Source organism: Type-F symbiont of Plautia stali (assembly GCF_059731105.1).
The window spans coordinates 1,578,211-1,600,043 of record NZ_AP035909.1 but is presented as its reverse complement, the minus strand read 5'-3'; the positions used below and the strand labels follow the sequence as shown (position 1 = coordinate 1,600,043).

The following is a 21,833-nucleotide window of genomic DNA, read 5'->3' as shown; positions in this document are numbered from 1 at the left end:
TCAGTTGATGTCTATCTGTGTACCATCGATATCAATCACCTTCTCACCGACCAGCTTGATCTTATTCGCGCTGATGGTGATGGTGCCATTCTGCTCAAGCACGATCATCGATTCGCCACATACCAGGGTGATTTTGTCTTCAGCACTGAACTCGGCGTTTGTCCCGGCAGAAAGTGCGATATCCCGCCCGGCATTCAGCGAATATTTCATGCCAACATTGTGCATCTGCATTGCGCCGACATTAGTCATCCAGCCAGCGCCGACGTTAAGCACATAGGCTGCACCGATATTCGTGTTCTGGGCCAGTCCGACATTAAGCATGGAAGCCAGTGCGATTGTTTCAGTTTTGGCCTGATCGACCTTAAGCGTCTGATTGCCATTAACCGTAACGGACTGGTTTTGCCCGATTCGCACATTTTCGTTCTGATCGACCGTTTCAGTACGATTACTGTGTATGGTGATGGTTTCATTTCCATCCACCGTCTCAGTACGGTTCTGATGAACAGTAATGGTTTCATTCTGATCGACCGTTTCAGTGCGGTTTTTCTTCACCTCGGTCGTTTCGTTGCCGCCGATGGTCTTGGTCCGGTTGCTGCCAACACTGTGGGTTTCATCATTTTCCACCTCAGTGTCCATATTCTTTTCAGCATGCAGCCACACCTGCTCTTCACCCGCCTTATCCTCAAACCTCAGCGCGTTCGCGGTGTCCGCCGTGCCATCCTTCGACCGGCTCAGAAAACCCATCTGCGTCGCCGCCGCCGGCAGCGCCCACGGCGGCATGCTCGCCTCGTTATACACCCGACCAATGATCAGCGGACGGTCCGGGTCGCCGTTGATGAAGTCCACCACCACCTCGTCGTTCACGCGCGGGATCTGCACACCGCCGAACCCCTGGCCCGCCCAGGCGCTGGAGACGCGCACCCAGCAGGAGCTGGTGTCATCACCCTTCGCCAGGCGGTCCCAGTGGAACTTCACCTTCACCCGGCCGTAGCGGTCGGTCCAGATGGACTCCCCCTTCGGCCCCACCACCTTCGCCGTCTGCGGGCCGTGGGTCTTCGGCCACGGCGTCTCCGGCGGCGTGCGCCACGTCACCGACGACGGCAGCACCGTGAAGTCAATGTTGTGGCGGCTCTCCCCGCCGTCGCCGCTGGCGTAGGGGTTCTCGGCGAAGTCATAGGTCGCCGAGGTCACCAGGTATTCGCCGTTGTCACTGAAGTGCGGCGCGTTGAGGACCGAGAAGGTGTACCCCGGCGCGATGCCGGTGGCCGTGCCCGACCCGCTGACGCGGTGGTGCTCCGCCTGCCACACCTCCTGGCGGATGCGCGCGTAGGACTCGCCGTGGCTGTGGTCCACAAAGTGCCCCGGCCAGTCGTAGACGTCCACCGCGCCCGGCACCGGCGACGCCGGGTTCTGCCGCGCCTGCAGCATCCACGCGTTCGGCTTGCGGAAGTCATAGTCGTCGGTGCTGTACATCCCCGGCGTCACGCTCTCCGACAGCGACCACTGGCTGATGCCCTCCTCCGTCACCACGCCGCCGGACGGCGTGACGTGGTAGGCGATGGTCCCGTAGCCCGGAAACGCCCGGTGCTGGTCCGGCGCGTCGCACAGCACCAGCGTGTGTTTGTCCGCCTCGTGGCGGAAGAAGTAGTACATCCCCTCCAGCTCCATCAGGCGGCTGATGAAGTCCAGGCTGCTCTCCTGATACTGCACGCAGTACTCCCACACCCGGTAGCTGCCCGCCAGGCGCGTCTCGACGCTCACCCCGTACTCCTTCAGCAGCGTCTGCACTATCTGCGGCACCGTCTGGCTCTGGAAGATGCGCAGGTTGCGGTCCCGCTTCATCGGCCACAGGTCCGGCTCCACCGTGAGTTCGTAGCACGCGTAGCGCGTGCCGTTCAGCTCCTGGCTGCGCACCGCCACCCGGGTGATTTTACCGTTGAGGTAGCGCGGGCTCAGCGCGCTCATCAGGCCGTCGGTCGGCAGCGTGAACGTCACCGGCTGGCCCAGCAGGGCGTGGCGGTCAATGCGCGCGTCGGTGGAGAGCAGCTCGGCGGTGAGCACAAACGGGTGCGACAGCGCCTCGGTGCCCTTCAGCGTGTGGAACAGCAGGCCGTCCGCCGGCAGCTGTGCGGTAATGCGTGAGAACATAAGTAATCCCTGACTATTAACTGTGTGGATCAAGCAACCAGACGCCTTCTTCGCTGACGTTCAGCGTCTGCTGGCGGGTGCCGCTCTGGCCACTGATGGCAAAGGTGTAGTTGCCCGGCGCCAGCTGCAGTGTGGCAAAGCCATTGACTGCAGGCACCAGCGCCTGCGGCTGACCGTTCACCTGAACCCGTTCACCCTGCTGCAGGCGAATGTAGACCTGCGCCACCGGGGCGGCTGGCGGTGCCGGTTGAGGATCGGGTTCACGTGCGGCGGTCTGCGCTGGCGCGGTTGTCTGAGCCGGGGTGCTGGCAACGCTATCCGGCAGGGTCTCAGCCTGCGTCGGTGGCGCAGCCACCGGCTGATTAACCGGCGCGACGGTGACAGCAGGTGCGCTGTTTTGCGCGGTCTCCGCCGGGGCCGTCTGTTCATCACCACGCGACATCAGCAGACCGGCGCACAGCCCGACCAGCACGCCCGCGGCCACCAGGCCCGGCAGGGCAAAGCGGTGGCCCAGCAGCGTTTTAAGCCGCGAGTCGGGGCTGACCGCCTCCTCTTCTTCGATCGGCACCAGCATGGTGCCCGGCCCGCTCATTTTTGCGCTGAGCAGCGGCTCCGGTTCACGTTCCGGCAGCGCCATCAGCGCCGCAAAGTCATCAATACTCTGCGGACGATCTTCCGGTTTCAGCGCCAGCGCACGATCGACAGCGCTGAGCAGCGCAGAGGAATACCCCGCCAGACGACGCTGCACCAGCGGCTGGTAGTTATCTTCGATACTACGCACCACGCTCACCGGCGGCGGCGCGCCCGTGATCAGCGTATGCAGCACCGCGCCCAGCGCGTAGATATCGGTCCATGCGCCCTGCTCGCTCTCATCGTTGTCGCTGTACTGCTCAATCGGCGCATAGCCGGGACGCAGCATGGTCTCGCTCTCATCGGAGAGGTTGCCGATGGTTTTACGCGCTGACCCGAAGTCCAGCAGGATCGGCTCACCGCTGCTCTGGATCTGGATGTTATCCAGCGAGATGTCACGGTGCAGATAGCCCGCTTCATGGATGGTTTTAATCGCCCCCAGCAGCGGTGGCAGCAGGCGGCGGATCCAGGTTTCATTCACCGACTGCGGCTGACGTTCACGGAAGGTCGAGAGCGTGGTGCCGCTGTAGAACACCGTGCCCATATAGGCGGTATCGTTCTGCACCCAGAACCGCAGCACGTGCAGCAGGTTGGGATGATTGAAGCGAGCCAGCAGCCGCGCCTCCTGGATGAAACTGTTCAGCCCGGCGTGAAAGGTTTTGCTGAAACGCTCACTGCGCAGCACCAGGTTGAGATCATCGCTGCGCACCGCCAGCGAGGCGGGCATGAACTCTTTGATGGCGATATCGCGTTCCAGCTGGTGGTCCCAGGCGCGATAGACGATGCCAAAGCCGCCACCGCCGATGACCTCTTTAATCTCAAACTCATTGAAGCGGTAACCCAGCGGCAGGGCGTTGGGGACATTCAGGGGTTGATCATGTTCCGACATATTCGAAAACTCTCTGATGACTAGGCTTTAAACAGCGAACTGGCAGACAAATTCGCCCTGCTCACAGCGCACGGCCACGCGGCGATAGCGTTCATCGCGGGCGTGGGCGCTGAGCAGTATCTGGCTCATCTGCGGTAACAGCGTGTTGGTGAGGATGGCGTCGACCATGCGTCCGCCCGACTCCACTTCGGTGCAGCGCTGCACGATCTGATTCACCACCGACTCGTCGATCTCCGCCTCGATGCCGTGATTGTCGGCGAGACGACGCACAATGCGCGCCAGCTGCAGCCGCACAATCTCCGCCAGCATGTCATCGCTGAGCGGGTAGTACGGCACCACCAGCAGACGACCCAGCAGCGCAGGCGGGAACACTTCCAGCAGCGGTTTACGCAGGGCGGCGCTGAGGGCGTCGGGATCGGGCATCAGTTCCGGATCGGCGCACATCGCGCTGATCAACTGCGTGCCGACATTCGAGGTCAGAATGATGATGGTGTTGCGGAAGTCGATGTGACGCCCTTCGCCATCCTCCATCCAGCCCTTGTCGAACACCTGGAAGAAGAGCTCATGCACATCGGGATGGGCTTTCTCAATCTCATCCAGCAGCACCACACTGTAGGGGCGACGGCGCACCGCTTCGGTCAGCACGCCACCTTCGCCGTAACCCACATAGCCCGGCGGGGCCCCTTTCAGCGTCGAAACGGTGTGCGCCTCCTGAAACTCGCTCATATTAATGGTGATGATGTTCTGCTCGCCGCCATACAGCGACTCGGCCAGTGCCAGCGCGGTCTCGGTTTTACCCACGCCCGACGGCCCGCACAGCATGAAGACGCCTGCCGGTTTGTTGGGGTTGTCGAGGCGGGCGCGCGTGGTGCGAACCCGCTTCGCGATCAGCTCCAGACCGTGACGCTGACCGATAACGCGCTGGTTCAGGGTGTCCGCCAGATTGAGTACGGCGTCGATCTCATTCTTCACCATCCGGCCCAGCGGAATGCCGGTCCAGTCAGAGACCACAGCGGCTACCACGCCCGCATCAACGGCGGCGAAGAGCAGCGGCGTGTCACCCTGCAGCGCAGTCAGCTGCTGCTGTGTGGCATCGCGCTGTTCACGCAGCGCCGCATCCTCTTCGGTGGCACAGCGGGCGCGCAGCGCAATCAGCGTCTCGACCAGTTCGCGCTCCTGCAGCCAGCGCTGTTGCAGCGCATCATGTTCCGCTTCCAGCGCCGCACGCTCTCCGGCAATCGCCTGCTGGCGGGTCACATCACCGAGGCCGACGCGGATTTCACGTTCCACGATCTCCGCTTCAATCTCCAGCGCGGCCAGACGGTGCAGACAATCCTCCAGTGCCGCGGGCTGCGCGCCCTGACTGACCGCCACGCGGGCACAGGCGGTGTCCAGCAGCGCCACGGCTTTATCGGGCAGCTGGCGCGCCGGGATGTAGCGATGCGAGAGTTTCACCGCCGCACTGACCGCATCATCCAGCAGCAGCACCCGGTGATGCTTCTCCAGTGCGCTGACGGTGCTGCGCAGCATCAGAATCGCTCTGGCCTCATCCGGCTCCTGCACCTGCACGGTCTGGAAGCGTCGGGTCAGCGCCGGATCTTTCTCGATATACTTTTTATATTCCGCCCAGGTGGTCGCGCCGATGGTGCGCAGCTGGCCACGCGCCAGCGCCGGTTTCAGCAGGTTGGCGGCGTCGCCGGTGCCCTGCTGCCCCCCCGCGCCGACCAGGGTGTGGATCTCATCCACAAACAGCACAATCGGCGTCGGGCTGGACTGCACCTCGTTGATCAGTGCCTGCAGGCGCGCCTCAAACTCCCCTTTCATCCCGGCACCGGCCTGCAGCAGACCGATATCCAGCAGCCAGAGCTGCACGTCACGCAGCGGCGCAGGCACATCGCCCGCCGCGATGCGCAGGGCAAGGCCCTCGACCACCGCCGTTTTGCCGACGCCCGCTTCGCCGGTCAGCAGCGGGTTGTTCTGGCGGCGACGCATCAGGATATCGACCATCTGGCGGATCTCCTCATCACGCCCGGTCACCGGATCGATACTTCCCGCACGGGCGCGTGCCGTCAGGTCCTGGCCATACTGCGCCAGCGTGCTGCCGCTGGCGGCTGGCGGTGCGCCTGCGGCATCCTGCGGTGCGCTCAGCGCCTGCTGCGCTTCTTTGCTGTTGCCGAGCAGCGTGTCGAACTCCGCCAGCAGGGCATCGGCGTTAATCCGGGCAAACTGACCGGAAATGCCTTTCAGCACGCTGGCGAGGTTAAAGGTTTTTAGGATGCCGATGAGCAGATGACCGCCGCGAATGCGGGTTGCGCCATATTTCAGTGAGGCGTAAACCCACGCCCGCTCAACGGCGCTGTCGATATGCTCAGAGAGGTCGGAGACCGCACTGGCGCCGCGCGGCAGGCGATCCAGCGCAGCGACAATGTCCTGAGTCAGGGCCTTTTCATCCAGTGAAAAATGTGTGATGACCTGCTGTAAGTCGCCATCCTGCTGCTGCATCAGCTGATGCAGCCAGTGCACCAGTTCAACATAGGGATTGCCGCGCAGTTTGCAAAAGGCGGTGGCGCTTTCCAGCGAGGTAAATAACAGCGTATCCAGTTTGCCGAACAGGACGGCACGGCTGATTTCTGACATAGGGGACTCTCTTCAATGAAAGACGCAGGCTGTGTAACAGGGAAAGCGGCTGGGCTAGCGCGAGGCAGCCTCAACCTCAAATATAAAATCTTCGCGATCCTGCGGCTGCGGCATCTGCCCCAGCCAGCTGGTATAACCAAGCCGGGCACCGCCACCCAGTGCCACGCCCCCGACCTCATCTGCGGCGAGGATCAGACTGAGATCCCACTGCATTTCGATGCCGAGGTAGTGACGTACCCAGTCGCGCACTTCGCGCGCGCCGGGGGCATCAGGCAGGAAATGGGCATACTGCGCGGCGCTGAGCGGCCCCAGATGGAGGCGGAAACGGTGCTGTACGTCGCGTACCGCCACGCCGAGAAAAGCGGAGGCACCCAGCCGGGGCATATGGCGTCCCGCACCCAGGCGGGCCTGATCGCGGCTGTCCAGCGTAAGCCAGTGCGGCAGGTTCTGCGTCAGCCTGACCGGCACGCCGAAATAGTGCTGCAGAATGCGCACCAGCCCTTCTGCGTCGTGACCGTGACGGCTGAGATGCCCCACCAGCATCAGCCGCGCATGCAGGCTGAGTGAGCTGGCCTGCTGCTGGGCCGGCAACCCGATGCCGGCAAGGCAGGCAAGATAGTTCAGAAAGCGACTGTCGTCGGGCCGATCCAGGGAGACCGTCGGCTGCGCATCCGCCCAGGCGCGATAGAACAGCAGCGTGGCGCGATGATGAAACAGGTCAGCAAATGCCGACAGGCTGTGATCCTGATGATGCACAATCCGTTCGTGCACATATTCGGTCAGATGGGTCGGCAGCGGACCATTGGGGCCAAACAGACCAAAGCTGTAAATCGAAAGATCGTGGCGTCCCGTCTCCTCCCGCGGCGCGGCGCTGGCGACGGTAGAGGGAGCAAACGCCAGTGACGGCGTCTGCCCGATGCGCACCGCTTCAAACTTCGGCAGCGGCGCACGGCCCAGCGGATAACGCTGCCCGCCCTGCGCATCCAGCCGCCGCAGCAGCTGGAACAGATCGTAGCGCCACGGCGCGGCCATCACCTTCTGCCAGAAATCGTCCGGCAGGCGGGTCAGTCGTGGCAGCGTAATGACTTTTTCGCCACTCATATCAGCGCCTTCCGGCCCATGCGCGGCGGCCAGTAGCCGACTTCGCCGCGCTGCTGGCTGTTGAGGGTGAACTCGGTGAAGCTGTTCAGCGCCACAAGGCGGCTGCAGACCCGCTCCAGTACGCTGCCGAGCAGCCACGGGCTGGCACCCGAAAACGCCTGCTCATCCACCTCCAGCGTGATACTGACACCACGCGCAAACACCACCGGGCCTGGCTCCGGCACGCGGCGGTTAACGGCGCTGAGCGTGCAGTGGCGGATGCCGTCAATCTGGCGGGCAACCGGTGCTTCCGCCAGGTTGGCGTAGAGACTTAACAGCTGACGCAGCGCCGCCGCGCCCTCTCCGTCGCTGCTGTCCATCAGGCTGAGGTAGTTCATCTGCAGATGGCTGATCAGCCGCCATGCGGAAAGCCCCTCGGCCAGGGCCGGACGCGGCGGCGTCGGGCCTTTGCACAGCTTCAGCTCCGCCACCGGAATGGAGTCCGGCATGACGAAGTTGCCCTGATCCTGCTGCAGCATCAGCGGCAGATCGCGGCTGGTACACATCACTTCGGCGGAGAGATAGCGCATCTCATCGCGCCACGGCGCGTGATGCTCATCCACCAGCGAGAGAAAGAGTTCTGAACCGATGTAGCCGGTGCGGGTGCCATAGCGCTGCGCCTGTTCAGACAGGGTGCGCTGCTCGCGGCGCAGCGAGAAGTAGGCGCCATAGTCGCCCTGATCGCCACTGAAGGTGCTCCAGAAGGGGCGGAAAACCTGCTCTTCACGCTTGCCCTCAATAGTGGCGAACAGGCGCTGCACCGAATGCACTTCATAATCCAGCGGCCGGATGTTATCCACCACCAGGTGATATTCATGCTGACTGTCGCTGACCTTCAGGCGCTCTGCCGTTTTCGGGAACAGGTTGATGACCGGGGTGCAGTGCAGCGCCAGGTGGCTGTGATCGACCACGCTCTCCAGCCCACTGTCCGCCTTGTCGAGCAGAATGATGATGTCGAATGCCTGGGCGCTGTCGCAGCGGCGCAGAAACGGCGCGAGCTGGTTCAGGCTGATAAACTGGAAGCGCGCCGGGAACGCGAAATATTCCTGCAACAGGCGATAGCCGTCGAAGTTGCGCAGATCGTCAGGCAGCAGCGCCTGCTCCGGCGCGAACCCTTCCTGCTGCAGGGCATCATCTGAAAGCACCTGACGCTGAGGGTGCTTCTCAACGGATTGCAGCACGATGCCCACCCGGTGCGCCATCAGCAGCTCAAGCAGTTTCAGGGCCTGAATATCCGGGCCGCTGAGAAACAGCATCAGGTCATCCACGTTCAGCTGACTCAGCGAGGAGATCCCCTCACAGCTGATGCGGATGCGCAGTGCACTGGCTGCCCCCAGGCCGCTGAGTTTCAGCTCCCCCGTGGGCAGATCGCCGGGCACCCCGCCAAGCGTGACTTCGCTGATGCGCAGCGGATGCAGCATCACATCCTGGGCGGTGGTATAGCTGCAGGTGACGCCGGTTTTTTTCAGGTTCTGGCTTTCCATCATGGTGCCAAGCGGCACATGGAATCCCTGCGTGATGTCCCCTTTCCGGCTGTCCGGGGTCAGCTGGGCGATCGCCATCGACGGCGTCGGCGACAGATAGGAAGGCGCAATCATCTCCAGCAGACGCTGCGAGAAGCGCGGAAACTCCGCATCCATCTTCAGCTGCACGCGGGAGGTCAGAAAGGCGAATCCCTCCATCAGCCGTTCGACGTAGGGGTCTGCCACATCGATGCCGCGCATGCCCAGACGTCCCGCCACTTTGGGATAGCGCGCCGCAAACTCCGCCCCCATCTCACGCAGATAGGCCAGTTCGCGGTTGTAGTAGTCGAGCAGATTGCTGTCCATGATTACCCTGCATCCTGAAGTTCGAAATGGCCGCTCTCCAGATCAACCTGGGTGCGGAACAGAAACGCCAGCGGATAAGGCACACACCAGAGCCGCCCTTTGATTTCAATCGACAGCACGTTGTGCAGGCTGAGCGAACTGAGATCGCTCACGCAGCGCACCTGCAGGCCCTGCGGCAGAATGCGCGGTTCGAAGTGGAGAATGGCGTTGGTCATTTTGCGCTGGATATCCTGCCACTCGATATCGGAGACATTCTGTCCGGCCAGGGGTGCCACGCCGAAATTCCAGACCGAGCGCTGCACCTGATCAAAGCCGCTGAGATCCTGCTGCGCTTCGTTATTGATGGTATTAAACAGCCACTGCAGATCGCGCAGAACGTGGCGGCGCAGCGTGCTGTGCGTAATCAGCATGCTGTTCTCCGCCTCCTGCTGCTTCTCCGGCGCGTTGTCGGTGAGACGATCCAGCAGCGAGGATTGCAGTTTGTCGCGGGACGTTAACGCATCGCGCTTTTTGCGCGCACGAAAGCCGCCATGCAGCTGGGCATAGCCGTCATTCTGCCCGCCTGAATCATGACTCATCAGCACTCTCAACGTTATCAAACAGGACCTGCTGCAGACTCAGCAGCGAAAACTCTGCGCTGTCGGTGAGCCACATTTTCTGCCCCTGACCGATGAACTGATCCGGATCGTCGCCCAGCGGCTGCCATTCGGTGGCACCGGCACGCAGAAAACGTTCTTCCGCTCCTGCCAGCAGCGGATAGCGCGCCGGGATCTGGCACACCTGCTCACTGCCATCAATCAGCTGCACCCGCGTATGACGCCACACCAGATCGGTGACGCTGGCGGGCGCCTGAAACTGCATTTCACGGATCGCCGCGAACGGGATCCAGTAGTAACGGCCCTGACTGATGACTTCACACACCGGCCCAAAGCGGCTGTCGCCATCCATCAGCCAGCTGAAGGACGAAGGCTGATCCTGCTGAGTGGCGCTGCCGGGATTCGCGGCAGCGAGTTCGAGTGCTTCAGCACGCAGTGCAGAGCCGCATGCGGCATCGCCCTCTGCCTCCGCCTGCAGTGCGGCCAGCAGCGTGTCGCACCAGTGCCAGGCACTGCCGGGCAGCACCGGCTGCGCCTCGCCACGCAGCACGGCGTCGCGCTGCAGCTCACCGGCAATCGCCTGCTGCAAAAGATTCACCGTCGGCTGCGCCTGCGGGCTTAACGCCAGCCAGGATTGCAGCTGGGTCTGCGCACGCGACCAGTTGCCTGCCAGACAGAGCAGCTGCACAAACGCGGCCCGCAGGTCAGCGCTGGCCGGAGAGGCCTGGATCTGGCGGGTAACATCAGCCAGCGCTTCGCTCAGCGAGGCATTGGCCAGACGATGCTGTAAGGTTTCCATGCAAACTCCTTTTGCGTCAGTTGAGGGTGCGATAAACCGCAGCGGCCGGATCTTTCAGTTCAGGATGCAGCTTTTCCACCAGCTTCACGCTCAGCGCCGCATTGCCGCTGATCCACGGCGACCAGACTTTGCGCACCTCCTGCAGACGTGCCGCGACCGCGCTCTCATCCGAAGCTTCGCTGACCGGCATCTGTACGACGACCTGCGGGCTGGCCTGCCAGCCGTTAAACCGGTTGCTGAACGGCAGTATCAGCCAGCTGTCCGGTGATTTTTCGTTGCTCAGCACCATCCGCTCGCTGTTGACCGTAGTGATGTGCAGTTCGGTGGTCGCCGACTGATTGCTCAGCCCCATGACCGGGAAGCCCTGCAGGAAGGTCACACCCACCTGCGCCGTCGCGCCGTTACCCTGCTGCGTCAGGCTGCTGTGTCCGCTGAGCCAGCCATCCGACCCGCAGACCAGCCCCTGCTTTGCCGGAACAAACAGCGCGCTACCCTGAGCCGGGTGCTGCCACCAGGTGCGGAAATGGCAGCCATCCAGCAGACTGAACTGCAGCCACGGCGAGGTGTCTGCCTGCGCGGCGTTGACCAGCGGATCGGCAGGCACGGCGGCGGCCGTGGCGGCCGGTGTCGCAGGCGGTGTTGCAGGCGGCGTAACCACGGTTTTCCACTGCTGCGCTCTGGCAGCGCTGCCGGTCGCGATTTCACTGCCCTGCGCGTCGGTGAGCTGCCAGTGCAGCTGTTGCAGCGGTTTACACTGGGACGCCATCAATCCGGCAACGCGCGGCAGGAAGGTTTTCAGCACCGCCGGGTCTTTTTCACCCAGCGTGACGATCCGCAGAGAGATTGTGCTGTTACACCAGCTCGACAGCTGATTGTTTTTTACGTTATCGATCCAGACATCCAGTTTCTGTGCCGGGGACTGGACGATGCGATAGTTTTCAGCATAAGCGTGCGTGCTGAGCAGCAGCGCTGCCAGACCCAGTAATCCATATTTCATGTTGGCGTTCTCAATCTCGCAGAGGGAAGAACTGCGCCGCTTCAGAGAGCGAGTGCAGCAAAGTGGTGTCCTGAGGTGACCCAATCCAGACGGCCAGCGCACTGAAGTTATCCTGCTGTCCAGCATCCGGCTGGTCGTTTTTAATGATCTGCTGCATCAGCGTCAGCCACTCTTCCGGCGTATTCACCATGTGCAGCGACTGCTGCATCTGCTCCAGCGACACGCCGTGCCAGAAACCGTCGGTGCAGAGCAGAAAGGCATCGCCATCTTCAATCTCCACCACGTCGCTGTAGCTGGCGTCGCGCTGCTCATCACCCATCCCCAGCGCAAAATAGAGCAGATTGCTGTTGATCCCTTCGGTACGGTGTCCGGCATCCTTCATCTGCTGCACCAGACTGTGATCGGTGGTGACCAGATAGAGATAACCGCGCCGGAACAGATAGAGGCGGCTGTCCCCGGCGTGGGCCCAGCAGGCCAGATGGTAGTCCCGGTCGATAAACAGGCTGACCATCGTGGTCCCCATCCGGCTGTGTTCACTGCTGACTTTCTGCTGCTGACGAATGGCGTGGTTGGCGTGATTGACATAGCGGCGAATCGACTGCGCATCAAGATGCGCATTGCCATCAAAGGCCTCCAGCAGGCTGCTGCGGGCGATCGACGCGGCAATCTCGCCGCCGGGGAATCCCGCCACGCCATCACACACGACAAAGCAGGCGGAGCGCTTGCCGATCACATCACCGATCTGGTCCTGGTTACTGGCGCGATCGCCCTGATTCGACGTCGAGGCAATAGTGATATTCATGCGTCATCCGTGTGGGTTTGTGAGTCTTTGTACTGATTGACTTCCAGGTCATAGGCGTGCAGGAACGCTTCGCCAAACAGGGTGTGAAAATCGTCCTCGATTTCGCCCGCCGTCTCGCCGTAACGCTCAACAAAATGTTCCCACAGGGCGGCTTTGCGGCTGCCCGGCAGGCCGATGCGTGACACCGATCCCGCCTGGCGCGCCTCCTCCTCCAGCTGTTCCGGATTAAAAGATTGCAGCATGGAGGCGATGATGGCGCGGATCCCGGCGATCATTCCCAGCTGGTGGGCCTGCAGGTCGATCAGCGCATCGCGTACAGCCTGACGCGGTGGCATAAAGCCCGGCATCCGGCTGCCGAACATCTGCATCAGGACGGTCTTGCCTGACGGCAGCAGCTTGAACGGGTTGTTGGCGTCGTCAAGGATCACCGTCATGTCAGCTTTGACGCCGCGCTTGAGGATCGAACGCGATGAGAGCAGCGCGACCGTTCCCTGTGAGAACATGCTGAGCATCTGACCAAACTGCAGCATCTGTTCCCGGTCAAACTGGGGCGTCGGCTGCAGGTCACGCAGACCCATCCCTTCCAGCAGCGCATCCAGCAGTTCCCCCTTCAGGGCGTCGCCGCTGTTCTGGCCGGCGGTCGACGGCTGTTCCGTGGCAGCAGGCTGATATCCCGAGGCGACCGGATCGATACGCAGCCGCCCTTTTGGCGTCGGTGAAGGTGCGCGCTGTACGGCCTGCGGCGTAGGCAGCGTAATCCCGCCATACTCATTTTGCGGCGTGACCGCGTAGGGCTGAGCGGCGTCTTCATCTTCGATCAGGGACGTCTGGCCCGGCGCTTCAGGGTGAGGCTGGCTCTCTGCTGCCTGCTGAGGTGGTGGTGCGTCACTGAACAGCATCGAAAAGTCCTGCGCATCCGGCGTGGCAGGCACCGCTTCCGGCGGACGTCCGGTCGCCGGTTTCACGCTGGCCGGGGCTTCCGGGGGCACATGCAGGGTGGCCGGTTTCGCGGTCTGCGGCTCCGGCTGGGCCAGCGGCACCGCGTTGCCCATCATCAGTCCCAGCGGATCGTCATGGTTGCGGGCATCCATGCTGCTTTCACCCTCAAAGAGGCTCAGCGGGTCCAGTTCAGCGGCGGGCTTTTCAGCCTGAGGTGCCGCCGTCTTCGTCTGAGCAGAGAGCGTGCTTGGCGTTCTGTCGTCAAAAATGCTTTCCCGGGCGAACAGCGCATCGCCTTCATCAAACAGGCTGCTGTTTTTAGGCTGCTGACCAAAATCGAGCGGCGCGTCATTAGCCAGCTGGGAGAGCGGATCTTCCGGGTTACGCTCCGGCGCGGCAGGCGCGGTCAGCGGATGTGCCTCCGGCACTTCCGGCGCGGCTTTGCGCTTAGAGAGATCATCCGAGATCGAAAACTCTTTCGCCAGGCTGTCCCAGATTTCGCTGGGAATGGCCGCCGTCGCGGTTTTTTCCACCGGCGGCTCAGGCACTACCGCCGCAGGGCGCACCGGCTCAGGGCGCGGAGACGTCCTCTCCGTCTGCGGCGGCTGCGCACTGTTGAGGTCACTGACCCGCAGCTGATAATCATCAATGCCCAGAATGTCCCCATCCTGCAGCTCGACCTGACGGCCACGCTCAAGCGGAATATCGTTGAGCAGCACCCGCGTCACATTGCCACGGTTGGTCAGGCGGCACTCACCGCTGGCGGTGATATGCACAATCGCCTGCAGTCGGGAGAGTGTACGGTCGTCATCTGGCAGGACCAGATTGTTGTCCACGCCGCGACCAATGGTGCCGCCGGGCGGAAAGAAGTCACAATGGGTCTGCGGCGGCTGTTGGCCCGGTTTAGTCGTTATTATCGTAAAGCGCATAACGGATTCCTGCGGTTAGCGGTTCGGCATCTATAGTGCGCACCTCTCTGGGAAAGGTGCGGGGTATAGGGAGCAATGAGATGTTACGGGTGATGGGCGAGTATCAATGCGACGCCTTGTAGTGCGAAGCCGGTTCAGATTGATCAAAAGTGAACGTTGCAGGGTGTCAGTTAACCGGTTCAAGACGATTCGCGGGAATATAGCCTGATAGTGGCCCCGTCAGACCTGGCTGACTTTCGTCATATGTCGCCACATAAAACCACGCCTGGTTGATACTCTTAATTTTAATTAAAGATGTTTGTGAAGAGACCTTAGCGACAGACTGACTCCCCTGTTCCGGCCGACTCAGGAGTTCACTTTCCTGAATCCCCTGTTTTAACCGCAGGGTTATTAACCAGGGATAACTATCACAGCCCTGCTCAGCCCAGGCTTTTTTTATCGGCTGTGCTGTAAAAGAAACCAGATCAGCCTGATACACGTGATCATCACACTCTGTAGTAACCTTAAGGTTATTAATCTTCACCATGCCATATTGTTCAGCATGCCCTTCTTTATATTTAAAGAAGTCGTCGGGGATCTGAGTGAAATGCCTGCCAATAAATTCACGCGACACGTCAGACCTATTGATGTTAATAATTTTATGCGCGCTGCTTTTATCATCTGCAACAAAGCGTAGCTGAAGCGATGGAGAATTAATATTGCCATGCCATTCCGGTAACCAGTAAGCCTGTAACGTACCGGACTTAACATTATCGTTTGCCATAACACTCTGGCTTAGCGATAAGCACAACAGTAAAAACTTTAAGACGCCTTTCATTTCCGTCACCACTGTGTCAGATAATAACAGGTCAGGCTCAGGACCGTTTTCAGCGAAAGCGAACCCGACTAGTGTAATAAGTAACGCTGAACATCAGATGGAAGAGATAACTCTGCTACGTAAATCCTGGTCAGAACTACGTTTAAGCCTTCCTTTCCCGACGTTATTTCATGGTCCCAACATCGTGAGCGATAACCTTATCCCTCTTCGTCACTATGTAGTCCCAGAGGTCCTCACCTTTGGTGCTGGGGTAGAATGCGTAGTTAAACGTTCTGTTGCTGAACTCATAGCCCTTAAAGTCGCAAACGTCAGGACAGTGCGTGTTGATCGTTTTCCCCTTAAGCACGATAAAGGAGCCATCTTTAAGGCTTACCGATTTGAGCAAGACCTTATCGCAGGTCAGATTTCCTTCTTCACAACCATACGTTATCTGCGCGTTGAAATGCTTACCTTCAAAACTGAACGTTGTCTTAGCAAACGCCATAAGAGGCAAAGAGATCAGAACAAAAAACCCCAGAAACACCTTCTTAAACTTCATGTTATTCAGCTCCTCCTCATTCTCTTTTAGTCTGGCTCATGTGAAGCTGAGTACTTTCTGTAAACCGTTTCTGCGTCCTGACTTTGCGAGAGCAGTGTGCATTTCAACATTCTGAAGTTTCCAGCGATCGAACCGGTCAGGTCCATCTTAAGATAATCATCAATTAACCTGTCGCCTTCACTGAAGGCGTCAACAGGGAGATGGCTTGCTTCCAGCCAGGCTGAGGCACTTTTAAAGGCATCATCAGTAAACGCCTTATCAGAAGAAACTTTCCCTGCACATCGATTCAACAGCCAGTTACTGAAAATCTGCGGTTGCGTATAGGCGTCTGTTGCAGGTGGCGATATCGCCAGGGCGGCATGCGATATGACCAGAGCAAATAACAGGAACGGTTTTTTCATTTCAGCACCCAGGGGGAAGCGTCACAGGAAATAACTTTCAATCTCAGCACCCCTTCAGGATAAGAGGCACAAAAAAATGCGTTCCATCCTAATATTCTTTTACGGGCATCGCTTCAGCCATTCTCAGCACAACGAATTTCGACTCAAATTCTGCAGGCAACTAAGCACAAACGATTAAAAGAAATGGCGCCAGATAACAAAACCCATCCCACCGCCCATCATTAAGACACCCGTCAGCATATTTAAATGATGAAGGCGGACCAGCCAGCCAATTTCATCTTCAGGCAGCGACTGAATGAACCTGTATGTTTCACGGCTTACCGGCTGATGCCTGCTGCTATTCATCCGAACGCCTTTATAGAGGCGAGCAAACCAGGAAATCTTCAAAGGGTGAAAAGATGAACCTAAAAAGGAGCTGGTCTGAGTGAGTATATCCAGTTGCAGATTCCGCTTACGAAACTCACTTATCAATGCATCATAGTCTCTGGCATGACGCCTGAAGATGATATAACCGACAAGCTGTAACGGGATTGAGATTAAGAATGCACCCACTGATAAAAAAATAAGCACATCAGAAAAAGGTATCGTGTTCATTTTCCGGCACCCATTCAGTAAGGCAGTTTCCTGAGAAGGTCAGTACGCCCTTTGTCAATACGGATAACACAGAGGTTGTTTGCCACCGCATTGGCATTACTATTCTCTTCAGCGGCAAAGGCTTCAAGTCTGCATTGACCATCACGATATTTAAGCCAGTTACGCTGTGTATCGACCATAACAGCGACATACTCATCCGCCACTTTTTTCTGCGCGCCATACAGCTGAAAAATGCGTTTTTTTGCCGTCTGGTACTCCATGTTCAGCTCCTCTTCTGCCAGCTTTTTCTGCTGAACAGTACACTGATACAACGCACCCTCTGAAGGCTGTTTTACACAGATATCATCAGCAAGTACTGAAGCACTGATGAAAAGAGAGGCTGCGGCAAAAACGCACTTAAAGAGCTTCACAGGTATCCTGCAACATCTAGTTGAGCACATAAATAAATATGGACATAAAGAAAACCCAGGCAAAAGTCATGCAGAACGTAAACTGATAAAGATGAAGCGTCTTCTCCATCCACGCCACATTTTCCTGAGGTTGTTGCTGCACGAAGTCATAGGCTCTGATGCTAACCTTTTCCGTTTGAGAAAAGCGCATCTTGCGCCCTTTTCTGAGATTCATGAAAAAAGCGATTTTCTGATAGTTAGCATAAAAACCCAGGTTATTTGCAAATTTCGTTGTCAGATCTAACTGCAAGCCAGCCTTCTGATAGCGGTCAATAAAATCCTGATAAGCCCCCTGATGAGCTTTAAAATAGCAGGCAGCATAGATATGCATAACGATGACTAACGCAGATAAAAACAAACAGCCATACATGAAAAAATCATACAAACTCATAAAATCTTATCCATCAATACACCTGCGCCTTTTTCACCTAATTTAGCTGTTCCATAACCCCCTACTGCGGAGCCGACTATTCCACAAGCTAACGCACCCACGCCTCCGGTGGCAACACCTAATGCTACGCAAACTGAAGTTGCAAGAGTTGCTGACGCTGCACCACCCAGAATGCCTGCTGTCGTGCTCGCTGCAAACTTAGAGTATTCCTTAACCGCCACTTTGGAACATTCACTCTCACGCTCTGAAGTACAACTATGGTAAACCTCATTAGTAGTATTGATAGCGCTAAATCCTACCGAAACCCATCCGCCCATTTTCATAAATTTTGCGGCTTTAGCTGCACCATCAACATAAGTCGAATAACCTCTTATTGCTGTTGCTCCGGCAGTTTGCCAGTCATGGACTATCGAAGAACTGGATAGGTTTAAGGCATGTTTGATCTTGTCATAAGGCCGCATATTTAGCATTAATCGCGATAAACGATTCAACAGTAGATCAAGTTCGCCAAACAACTTTCGGCGCTCGATAAAAAACTGCTGTCCGAACAGAGTTCCTGAAGTCAGATATTGGTTGCGGTAGGCATTTTCAATCGCGACAAGTTTCTTACCGATTTCATCGAAATATTTTTCACCTGCATCTCCAACAATCCCTGAAGCTTTGTCCATGTAATTAGTGATTGCAGCAATTGAAGCATAATGACGATTGAAAAAATCCGCCTCATCCACTGTCAGATGAGTGACACTATCATTAGTTCTTTTTTTAGCCTCAACCAGAGTACGCATTGCTGGGGGATGATTGTTTCCATTGGGATCGGCAACAATTAGTATCTGGCCGGGTTTAGCCCAGGCAACATCAGCATTCAATTGCAAAAAGAAGTTCGCAGCAGCCATATTTCGTGTGCCATAGAGCCACATTGCCTGCTCGGTCAGCCTTCCCGGACGCTGGACAACACAAAACCCCGGTTCAATTGAATTTTTTTCAGCCATCACAATCTCCTTTTGCTATTAAACGCATGTCAGTTCCTGCTTTTAAAATACGCCCCTGGCAGGGGCGTACCTGATTACGCTTCTTTGTTGCCTTTGATGTCCCAGCCTGCGCTGCTCTCTGCGCCTTTGCCGCCGGAAGCACTCTGTTCCCAGTACTGCTGCTTCACTTTAGAAGCCTGGAAGGAGTAGGTCATGCCCAGCGTATCGCCGTTGTCAGAACCGTTGTAATTAACGGTGGTTACCAGCACATCTTCCAGAGTAATGCGTGCATACTCAACCTGAGTCCCACCCGCTTTACAGATAGAGAGTTCAACTTTAGCGAGGTGCTTACCGCTAGCACAGTTCTTCAGCAGTGCCGTGGTCGATTTGTCGATCAGGGCGTTAACGTGCAGGTCGTTAAAGTTAACTTTACCGGCACCGCCGCCGCCGCCAACAGACATGTTGCCTGGCTGAGAGGCACCCCATGAGAAAGAGGTAATATCGGTCCAGCCAGTGTGGTTAGAGTCTTTGGACTCGCCGGTGACACCGTCAACCTTCATAAACATATCAATAGCCATTATCTTTCACTCTTTATTGGTTGAGATTATTGCTTTCAAAAAAGCAAGGATATGGCAAAAAGAAAAGCATGGGGCTGAATAAAACAGTCCATATTTTACCTTTGCCTTGCTTCTGAAATAGCGTCATTAACGCTATTTCAGACTTCTTGCTGCCCGTTTTTTTAATCGGACAAATACTTTTATTTCTCGCTTGTTCATAGCGAAACCTGACATGCGAATGAATGTTCTTCCATTCGCCTGAGATTGCAGCCGGCCATTCTGTAGACAGTAATATCATGCAAAGTTTATAGTAGCGGGCCTGTCAATTGCTCAAAAAAGGAATGAGCGTGAAGAAAATCATCTTACTTTTCCTGGCCATATTAATGTCACTACTTTCACTTTATTCGATCACTGATCTTATCGGGTCGCTATATCTCATTTCTCGCTATGAGCATTTCAATGCCTGTTCACTCGGATTGATTGCCGGTAAAGCCGTTTTCATCGCAGTTTGTGTCGCGGTGACTTTTATACTGGTGAAAAGCGTATGCAAACGCACTCAGTCTGAAAAAGACCGGGCATAGCATTGCCCACCAGGCTCAGGCAAACATCCGGTTAATAGCCTCATCAGCAGGGAAGCGCGCGATGCAGATTCAGACTCCAGCATCGCGCCCCTTCTCACCCTTTAGGCGTTGTCATTTTTCAGTGACGGCAGCTTAGAAACCAGACGCAGTGACACCGTCAGTCCTTCCAGCTGGTAGTGCGGACGCAGGAAGAACTTCGCAGCGTAGTAGCCCGGATTATCCTCCTGCTCTTCCACATTGACCTCAGCCGCCGCCAGCGGCTTACGTGATTTGGTCTCCTGGGAGGAGTTAGCCGGATCGCCATCGACATAGTTCATCACCCAGTCGTTCAGCCAGCGCTCCATCTCATCGCGCTCGCGGAAGGAGCCGATCTTGTCACGCACGATGCACTTCAGGTAGTGCGCGAAGCGGCAGCAGGCAAACAGGTAAGGCAGGCGCGCCGCCAGACGGGCATTGGCCGTGGCATCCGCATCGTGATACTCCGTCGGCTTCTGCAGTGACTGCGCACCGATAAAGGCGGCGAAGTCAGAGTTTTTGCGATGTACCAGCGGCATGAAGCCGTTTTTCGCCAGCTCCGCTTCGCGGCGATCGCTGATGGCGATTTCGGTCGGACACTTCATGTCCACGCCGCCGTCGTCGCTTGGGAAGGTGTGGCACGGCAGGTTTTCAACCGCCCCGCCTGACTCCACGCCGCGAATCGCGGTGCACCAGCCATACTCTTTGAACGAACGGTTGATGTTGGCTGCCATCGCGTAGGCGGCGTTGCTCCACGCGTAGTTGCTGTGATCGGAACCGTCGGTCTGCTCTTCAAAATCGAAGCTGTCGACCGGGTTGGTGCGGATGCCGTACGGCAGACGCGACAGGAAGCGCGGCATCACCAGCCCCAGATAACGGGCATCTTCCGATTCACGCAGACTGCGCCAGGCGGCATATTCGGTGTTCTGGAAGATCTTGGAGAGGTCACGCGGATTCGCCAGCTCCTGCCAGGACTCCATCTGCATCACTTCCGGCGCGGTACCGGTAATAAACGGACAGTGCGCTGCCGCCCCGATACGTGCCATCTCACCCAGCAGCTCAACATCCTGCGGACTGTGATCGAAATAGTAGTCACCTACCAGACAGCCAAACGGCTCGCCGCCGAACTGACCATACTCCTGCTCATAAATCTTCTTGAACAGCGGGCTCTGGTCCCAGCCAGCGCCTTTGTAGCGCTTCAGGGAGCGGCCCAGCTCCTGTTTGGAGATGCTCATGAAGCGGATTTTCAGCATCTCGTCGGTTTCGGTGTTGTTCACCAGGTAGCTCAGGCCACGCCAGGCACTCTCCAGCGACTGAAAATCCGGATGGTGAATAATCTGATTTACCTGCTGCGACAGCTTTTCATCAATCTCCGCGATCAGTGCCTGGATGGTGCGATAGGCATCGCTGGAGACGGTCACGGTATTTTCCAGCGCCTGCTGCGCCAGGGTTTTTACCGCGCTTTCCACGGCAGCACGCGCCTGATCGCTTTTCGGCCGGAACTCTTTGTTCAGCAGCGCGCTGAACTCATCCTGACTGAAGCTGGCCGCGCCCTGTGATTGCGGCTGTTGTGAAGTCTGGGTCATGCTTTAGGCTCCTCTGCGTCAGTGGTGTCACCCTGCTTTGGCAGATGGGTCAGGGCCTGTAACAGCGTCGGGTCCTGCAGCACTTTACCAATCAGCTCTTCCGCGCCGTTTTTGCCATCCATGTAGGTCAGCAGGTTGGCCAGCTGGGTACGCGCTTCCAGCAATTTGCTCAGCGGCTCGACGTTACGGGCCACGGCATCCGGCGAGAAGTCATCCATGCTGTCAAAAGTCAGATCAATATTCAGTTTGCCTTCGCCGTTCAGGGTGTTATCCACCTGGAAAGCGGCGCGCGGCTTCAGGGCTTTCATGCGCTCATCGAAGTTATCGATGTCGATCTCAAGAAATTTACGCTCGTCGATGCCCGGTTGCGGCTCCAGCGGTTTACCGACCAGATCCGCCAGCACGCCCATCACAAACGGCAGCTGAATTTTGCGTTCCGCGCCATAAATTTCCACGTCATATTCAATCTGAACGCGAGGCGCGCGATTGCGGGCAATGAACTTCTGCCCACTGGATTTGCTTGTTGCCATGGTTTTCTCCATTAATGATGCGCGGATAAAGTGTCACAGCAGGCGCGCAGGTCCCGCTGTGTGAGTGCGTT

General features: G+C 57.8%; 21 protein-coding genes. 1 reads left to right on the top strand and 20 read right to left on the bottom strand.

Features of this window, described 5'->3' with window-relative positions; translation table 11 throughout:
* The 18 genes from AC6I7A_RS07560 to AC6I7A_RS07475 form a co-directional block, all read right to left on the bottom strand.
* Positions 1 to 2,148 (bottom strand): type VI secretion system Vgr family protein, encoded by a 2,148-nt coding sequence (locus tag AC6I7A_RS07560; protein WP_058958430.1) that lies wholly within the window; start codon positions 2,146 to 2,148, stop codon positions 1 to 3.
* Between the two features lie 16 nt (positions 2,149 to 2,164).
* Positions 2,165 to 3,667 carry a serine/threonine protein kinase gene (locus tag AC6I7A_RS07555; RefSeq protein ID WP_058958431.1) on the bottom strand — a complete coding sequence of 501 codons (1,503 nt, stop codon included), beginning with the start codon at positions 3,665 to 3,667 and terminating at the stop codon, positions 2,165 to 2,167.
* Positions 3,668 to 3,694: 27 nt separating this feature from the next.
* A complete protein-coding gene (tssH, locus tag AC6I7A_RS07550) occupies positions 3,695 to 6,304 on the bottom strand; it encodes a type VI secretion system ATPase TssH (RefSeq protein ID WP_058958432.1) in 2,610 nt (869 codons plus the stop codon).
* A gap of 54 nt (positions 6,305 to 6,358) precedes the next feature.
* A complete protein-coding gene (gene tssG, locus AC6I7A_RS07545) occupies positions 6,359 to 7,405 on the bottom strand; it encodes a type VI secretion system baseplate subunit TssG (RefSeq protein ID WP_009090735.1) in 1,047 nt (348 codons plus the stop codon).
* A complete protein-coding gene (gene tssF / locus AC6I7A_RS07540) occupies positions 7,402 to 9,273 on the bottom strand; it encodes a type VI secretion system baseplate subunit TssF (protein ID WP_058958458.1) in 1,872 nt (623 codons plus the stop codon). The genes tssG and tssF overlap by 4 nt, the downstream gene beginning before the upstream one ends.
* Before the next feature lie 2 nt (positions 9,274 to 9,275).
* Positions 9,276 to 9,851 (bottom strand): type VI secretion system baseplate subunit TssE, encoded by a 576-nt coding sequence (gene tssE, locus AC6I7A_RS07535; protein WP_009090738.1) that lies wholly within the window; start codon positions 9,849 to 9,851, stop codon positions 9,276 to 9,278.
* Entirely contained in the window at positions 9,841 to 10,668 is an 828-nt protein-coding gene (locus tag AC6I7A_RS07530; protein WP_058958459.1) for a type VI secretion system accessory protein TagJ, read from the bottom strand. The genes tssE and AC6I7A_RS07530 overlap by 11 nt, the downstream gene beginning before the upstream one ends.
* Positions 10,669 to 10,684: 16 nt before the next feature.
* The gene (locus AC6I7A_RS07525) at positions 10,685 to 11,665 is read right to left on the bottom strand and encodes a hypothetical protein (protein WP_058958460.1); all 981 of its coding nucleotides are present in this window, start codon (positions 11,663 to 11,665) and stop codon (positions 10,685 to 10,687) included.
* A gap of 10 nt (positions 11,666 to 11,675) precedes the next feature.
* Entirely contained in the window at positions 11,676 to 12,467 is a 792-nt protein-coding gene (locus AC6I7A_RS07520) for a PP2C family protein-serine/threonine phosphatase (protein ID WP_046101647.1), read from the bottom strand.
* Positions 12,464 to 14,335: a type VI secretion system-associated FHA domain protein TagH gene (tagH, locus tag AC6I7A_RS07515; protein WP_058958461.1), complete on the bottom strand. Its 1,872-nt coding sequence runs from the start codon at positions 14,333 to 14,335 to the stop codon at positions 12,464 to 12,466. The genes AC6I7A_RS07520 and tagH overlap by 4 nt, the downstream gene beginning before the upstream one ends.
* A 166-nt stretch (positions 14,336 to 14,501) precedes the next feature.
* Positions 14,502 to 15,098: a hypothetical protein gene (locus AC6I7A_RS07510; RefSeq protein ID WP_111208831.1), complete on the bottom strand. Its 597-nt coding sequence runs from the start codon at positions 15,096 to 15,098 to the stop codon at positions 14,502 to 14,504.
* A gap of 217 nt (positions 15,099 to 15,315) precedes the next feature.
* A complete protein-coding gene (locus tag AC6I7A_RS07505) occupies positions 15,316 to 15,690 on the bottom strand; it encodes a hypothetical protein (protein ID WP_058958463.1) in 375 nt (124 codons plus the stop codon).
* 26 nt (positions 15,691 to 15,716) lie between these two features.
* Positions 15,717 to 16,091 (bottom strand): T6SS amidase immunity protein Tai4 family protein, encoded by a 375-nt coding sequence (locus AC6I7A_RS07500; protein ID WP_058958464.1) that lies wholly within the window; start codon positions 16,089 to 16,091, stop codon positions 15,717 to 15,719.
* Between the two features lie 174 nt (positions 16,092 to 16,265).
* A complete protein-coding gene (locus AC6I7A_RS07495; RefSeq protein ID WP_111208828.1) occupies positions 16,266 to 16,685 on the bottom strand; it encodes a hypothetical protein in 420 nt (139 codons plus the stop codon).
* A 14-nt stretch (positions 16,686 to 16,699) separates the two neighbouring features.
* Positions 16,700 to 17,095, bottom strand: coding sequence for a lysozyme inhibitor LprI family protein (locus AC6I7A_RS07490; protein ID WP_064484527.1), 396 nt, complete (start codon positions 17,093 to 17,095; stop codon positions 16,700 to 16,702).
* 16 nt (positions 17,096 to 17,111) lie between these two features.
* Entirely contained in the window at positions 17,112 to 17,525 is a 414-nt protein-coding gene (locus AC6I7A_RS07485) for a hypothetical protein (RefSeq protein WP_058958466.1), read from the bottom strand.
* Positions 17,522 to 18,514: a hypothetical protein gene (locus AC6I7A_RS07480; protein WP_058958467.1), complete on the bottom strand. Its 993-nt coding sequence runs from the start codon at positions 18,512 to 18,514 to the stop codon at positions 17,522 to 17,524. The genes AC6I7A_RS07485 and AC6I7A_RS07480 overlap by 4 nt, the downstream gene beginning before the upstream one ends.
* Before the next feature lie 74 nt (positions 18,515 to 18,588).
* Positions 18,589 to 19,071 (bottom strand): Hcp family type VI secretion system effector, encoded by a 483-nt coding sequence (locus AC6I7A_RS07475; RefSeq protein ID WP_009090751.1) that lies wholly within the window; start codon positions 19,069 to 19,071, stop codon positions 18,589 to 18,591.
* A 320-nt stretch (positions 19,072 to 19,391) separates the two neighbouring features.
* Here AC6I7A_RS07475 and AC6I7A_RS07470 point away from each other — a divergent pair, with 320 nt between their 5' ends.
* Positions 19,392 to 19,631 carry a hypothetical protein gene (locus tag AC6I7A_RS07470; protein WP_082668223.1) on the top strand — a complete coding sequence of 80 codons (240 nt, stop codon included), beginning with the start codon at positions 19,392 to 19,394 and terminating at the stop codon, positions 19,629 to 19,631.
* A gap of 101 nt (positions 19,632 to 19,732) precedes the next feature.
* Here AC6I7A_RS07470 and tssC read toward each other — a convergent pair whose 3' ends face one another.
* Together tssC and tssB are read right to left on the bottom strand one after the other, a co-directional pair.
* Positions 19,733 to 21,232 (bottom strand): type VI secretion system contractile sheath large subunit, encoded by a 1,500-nt coding sequence (gene tssC / locus AC6I7A_RS07465; protein ID WP_009090753.1) that lies wholly within the window; start codon positions 21,230 to 21,232, stop codon positions 19,733 to 19,735.
* Entirely contained in the window at positions 21,229 to 21,762 is a 534-nt protein-coding gene (gene tssB, locus AC6I7A_RS07460; protein ID WP_009090754.1) for a type VI secretion system contractile sheath small subunit, read from the bottom strand. The genes tssC and tssB overlap by 4 nt, the downstream gene beginning before the upstream one ends.
* Positions 21,763 to 21,833: the final 71 nt, after the last annotated feature.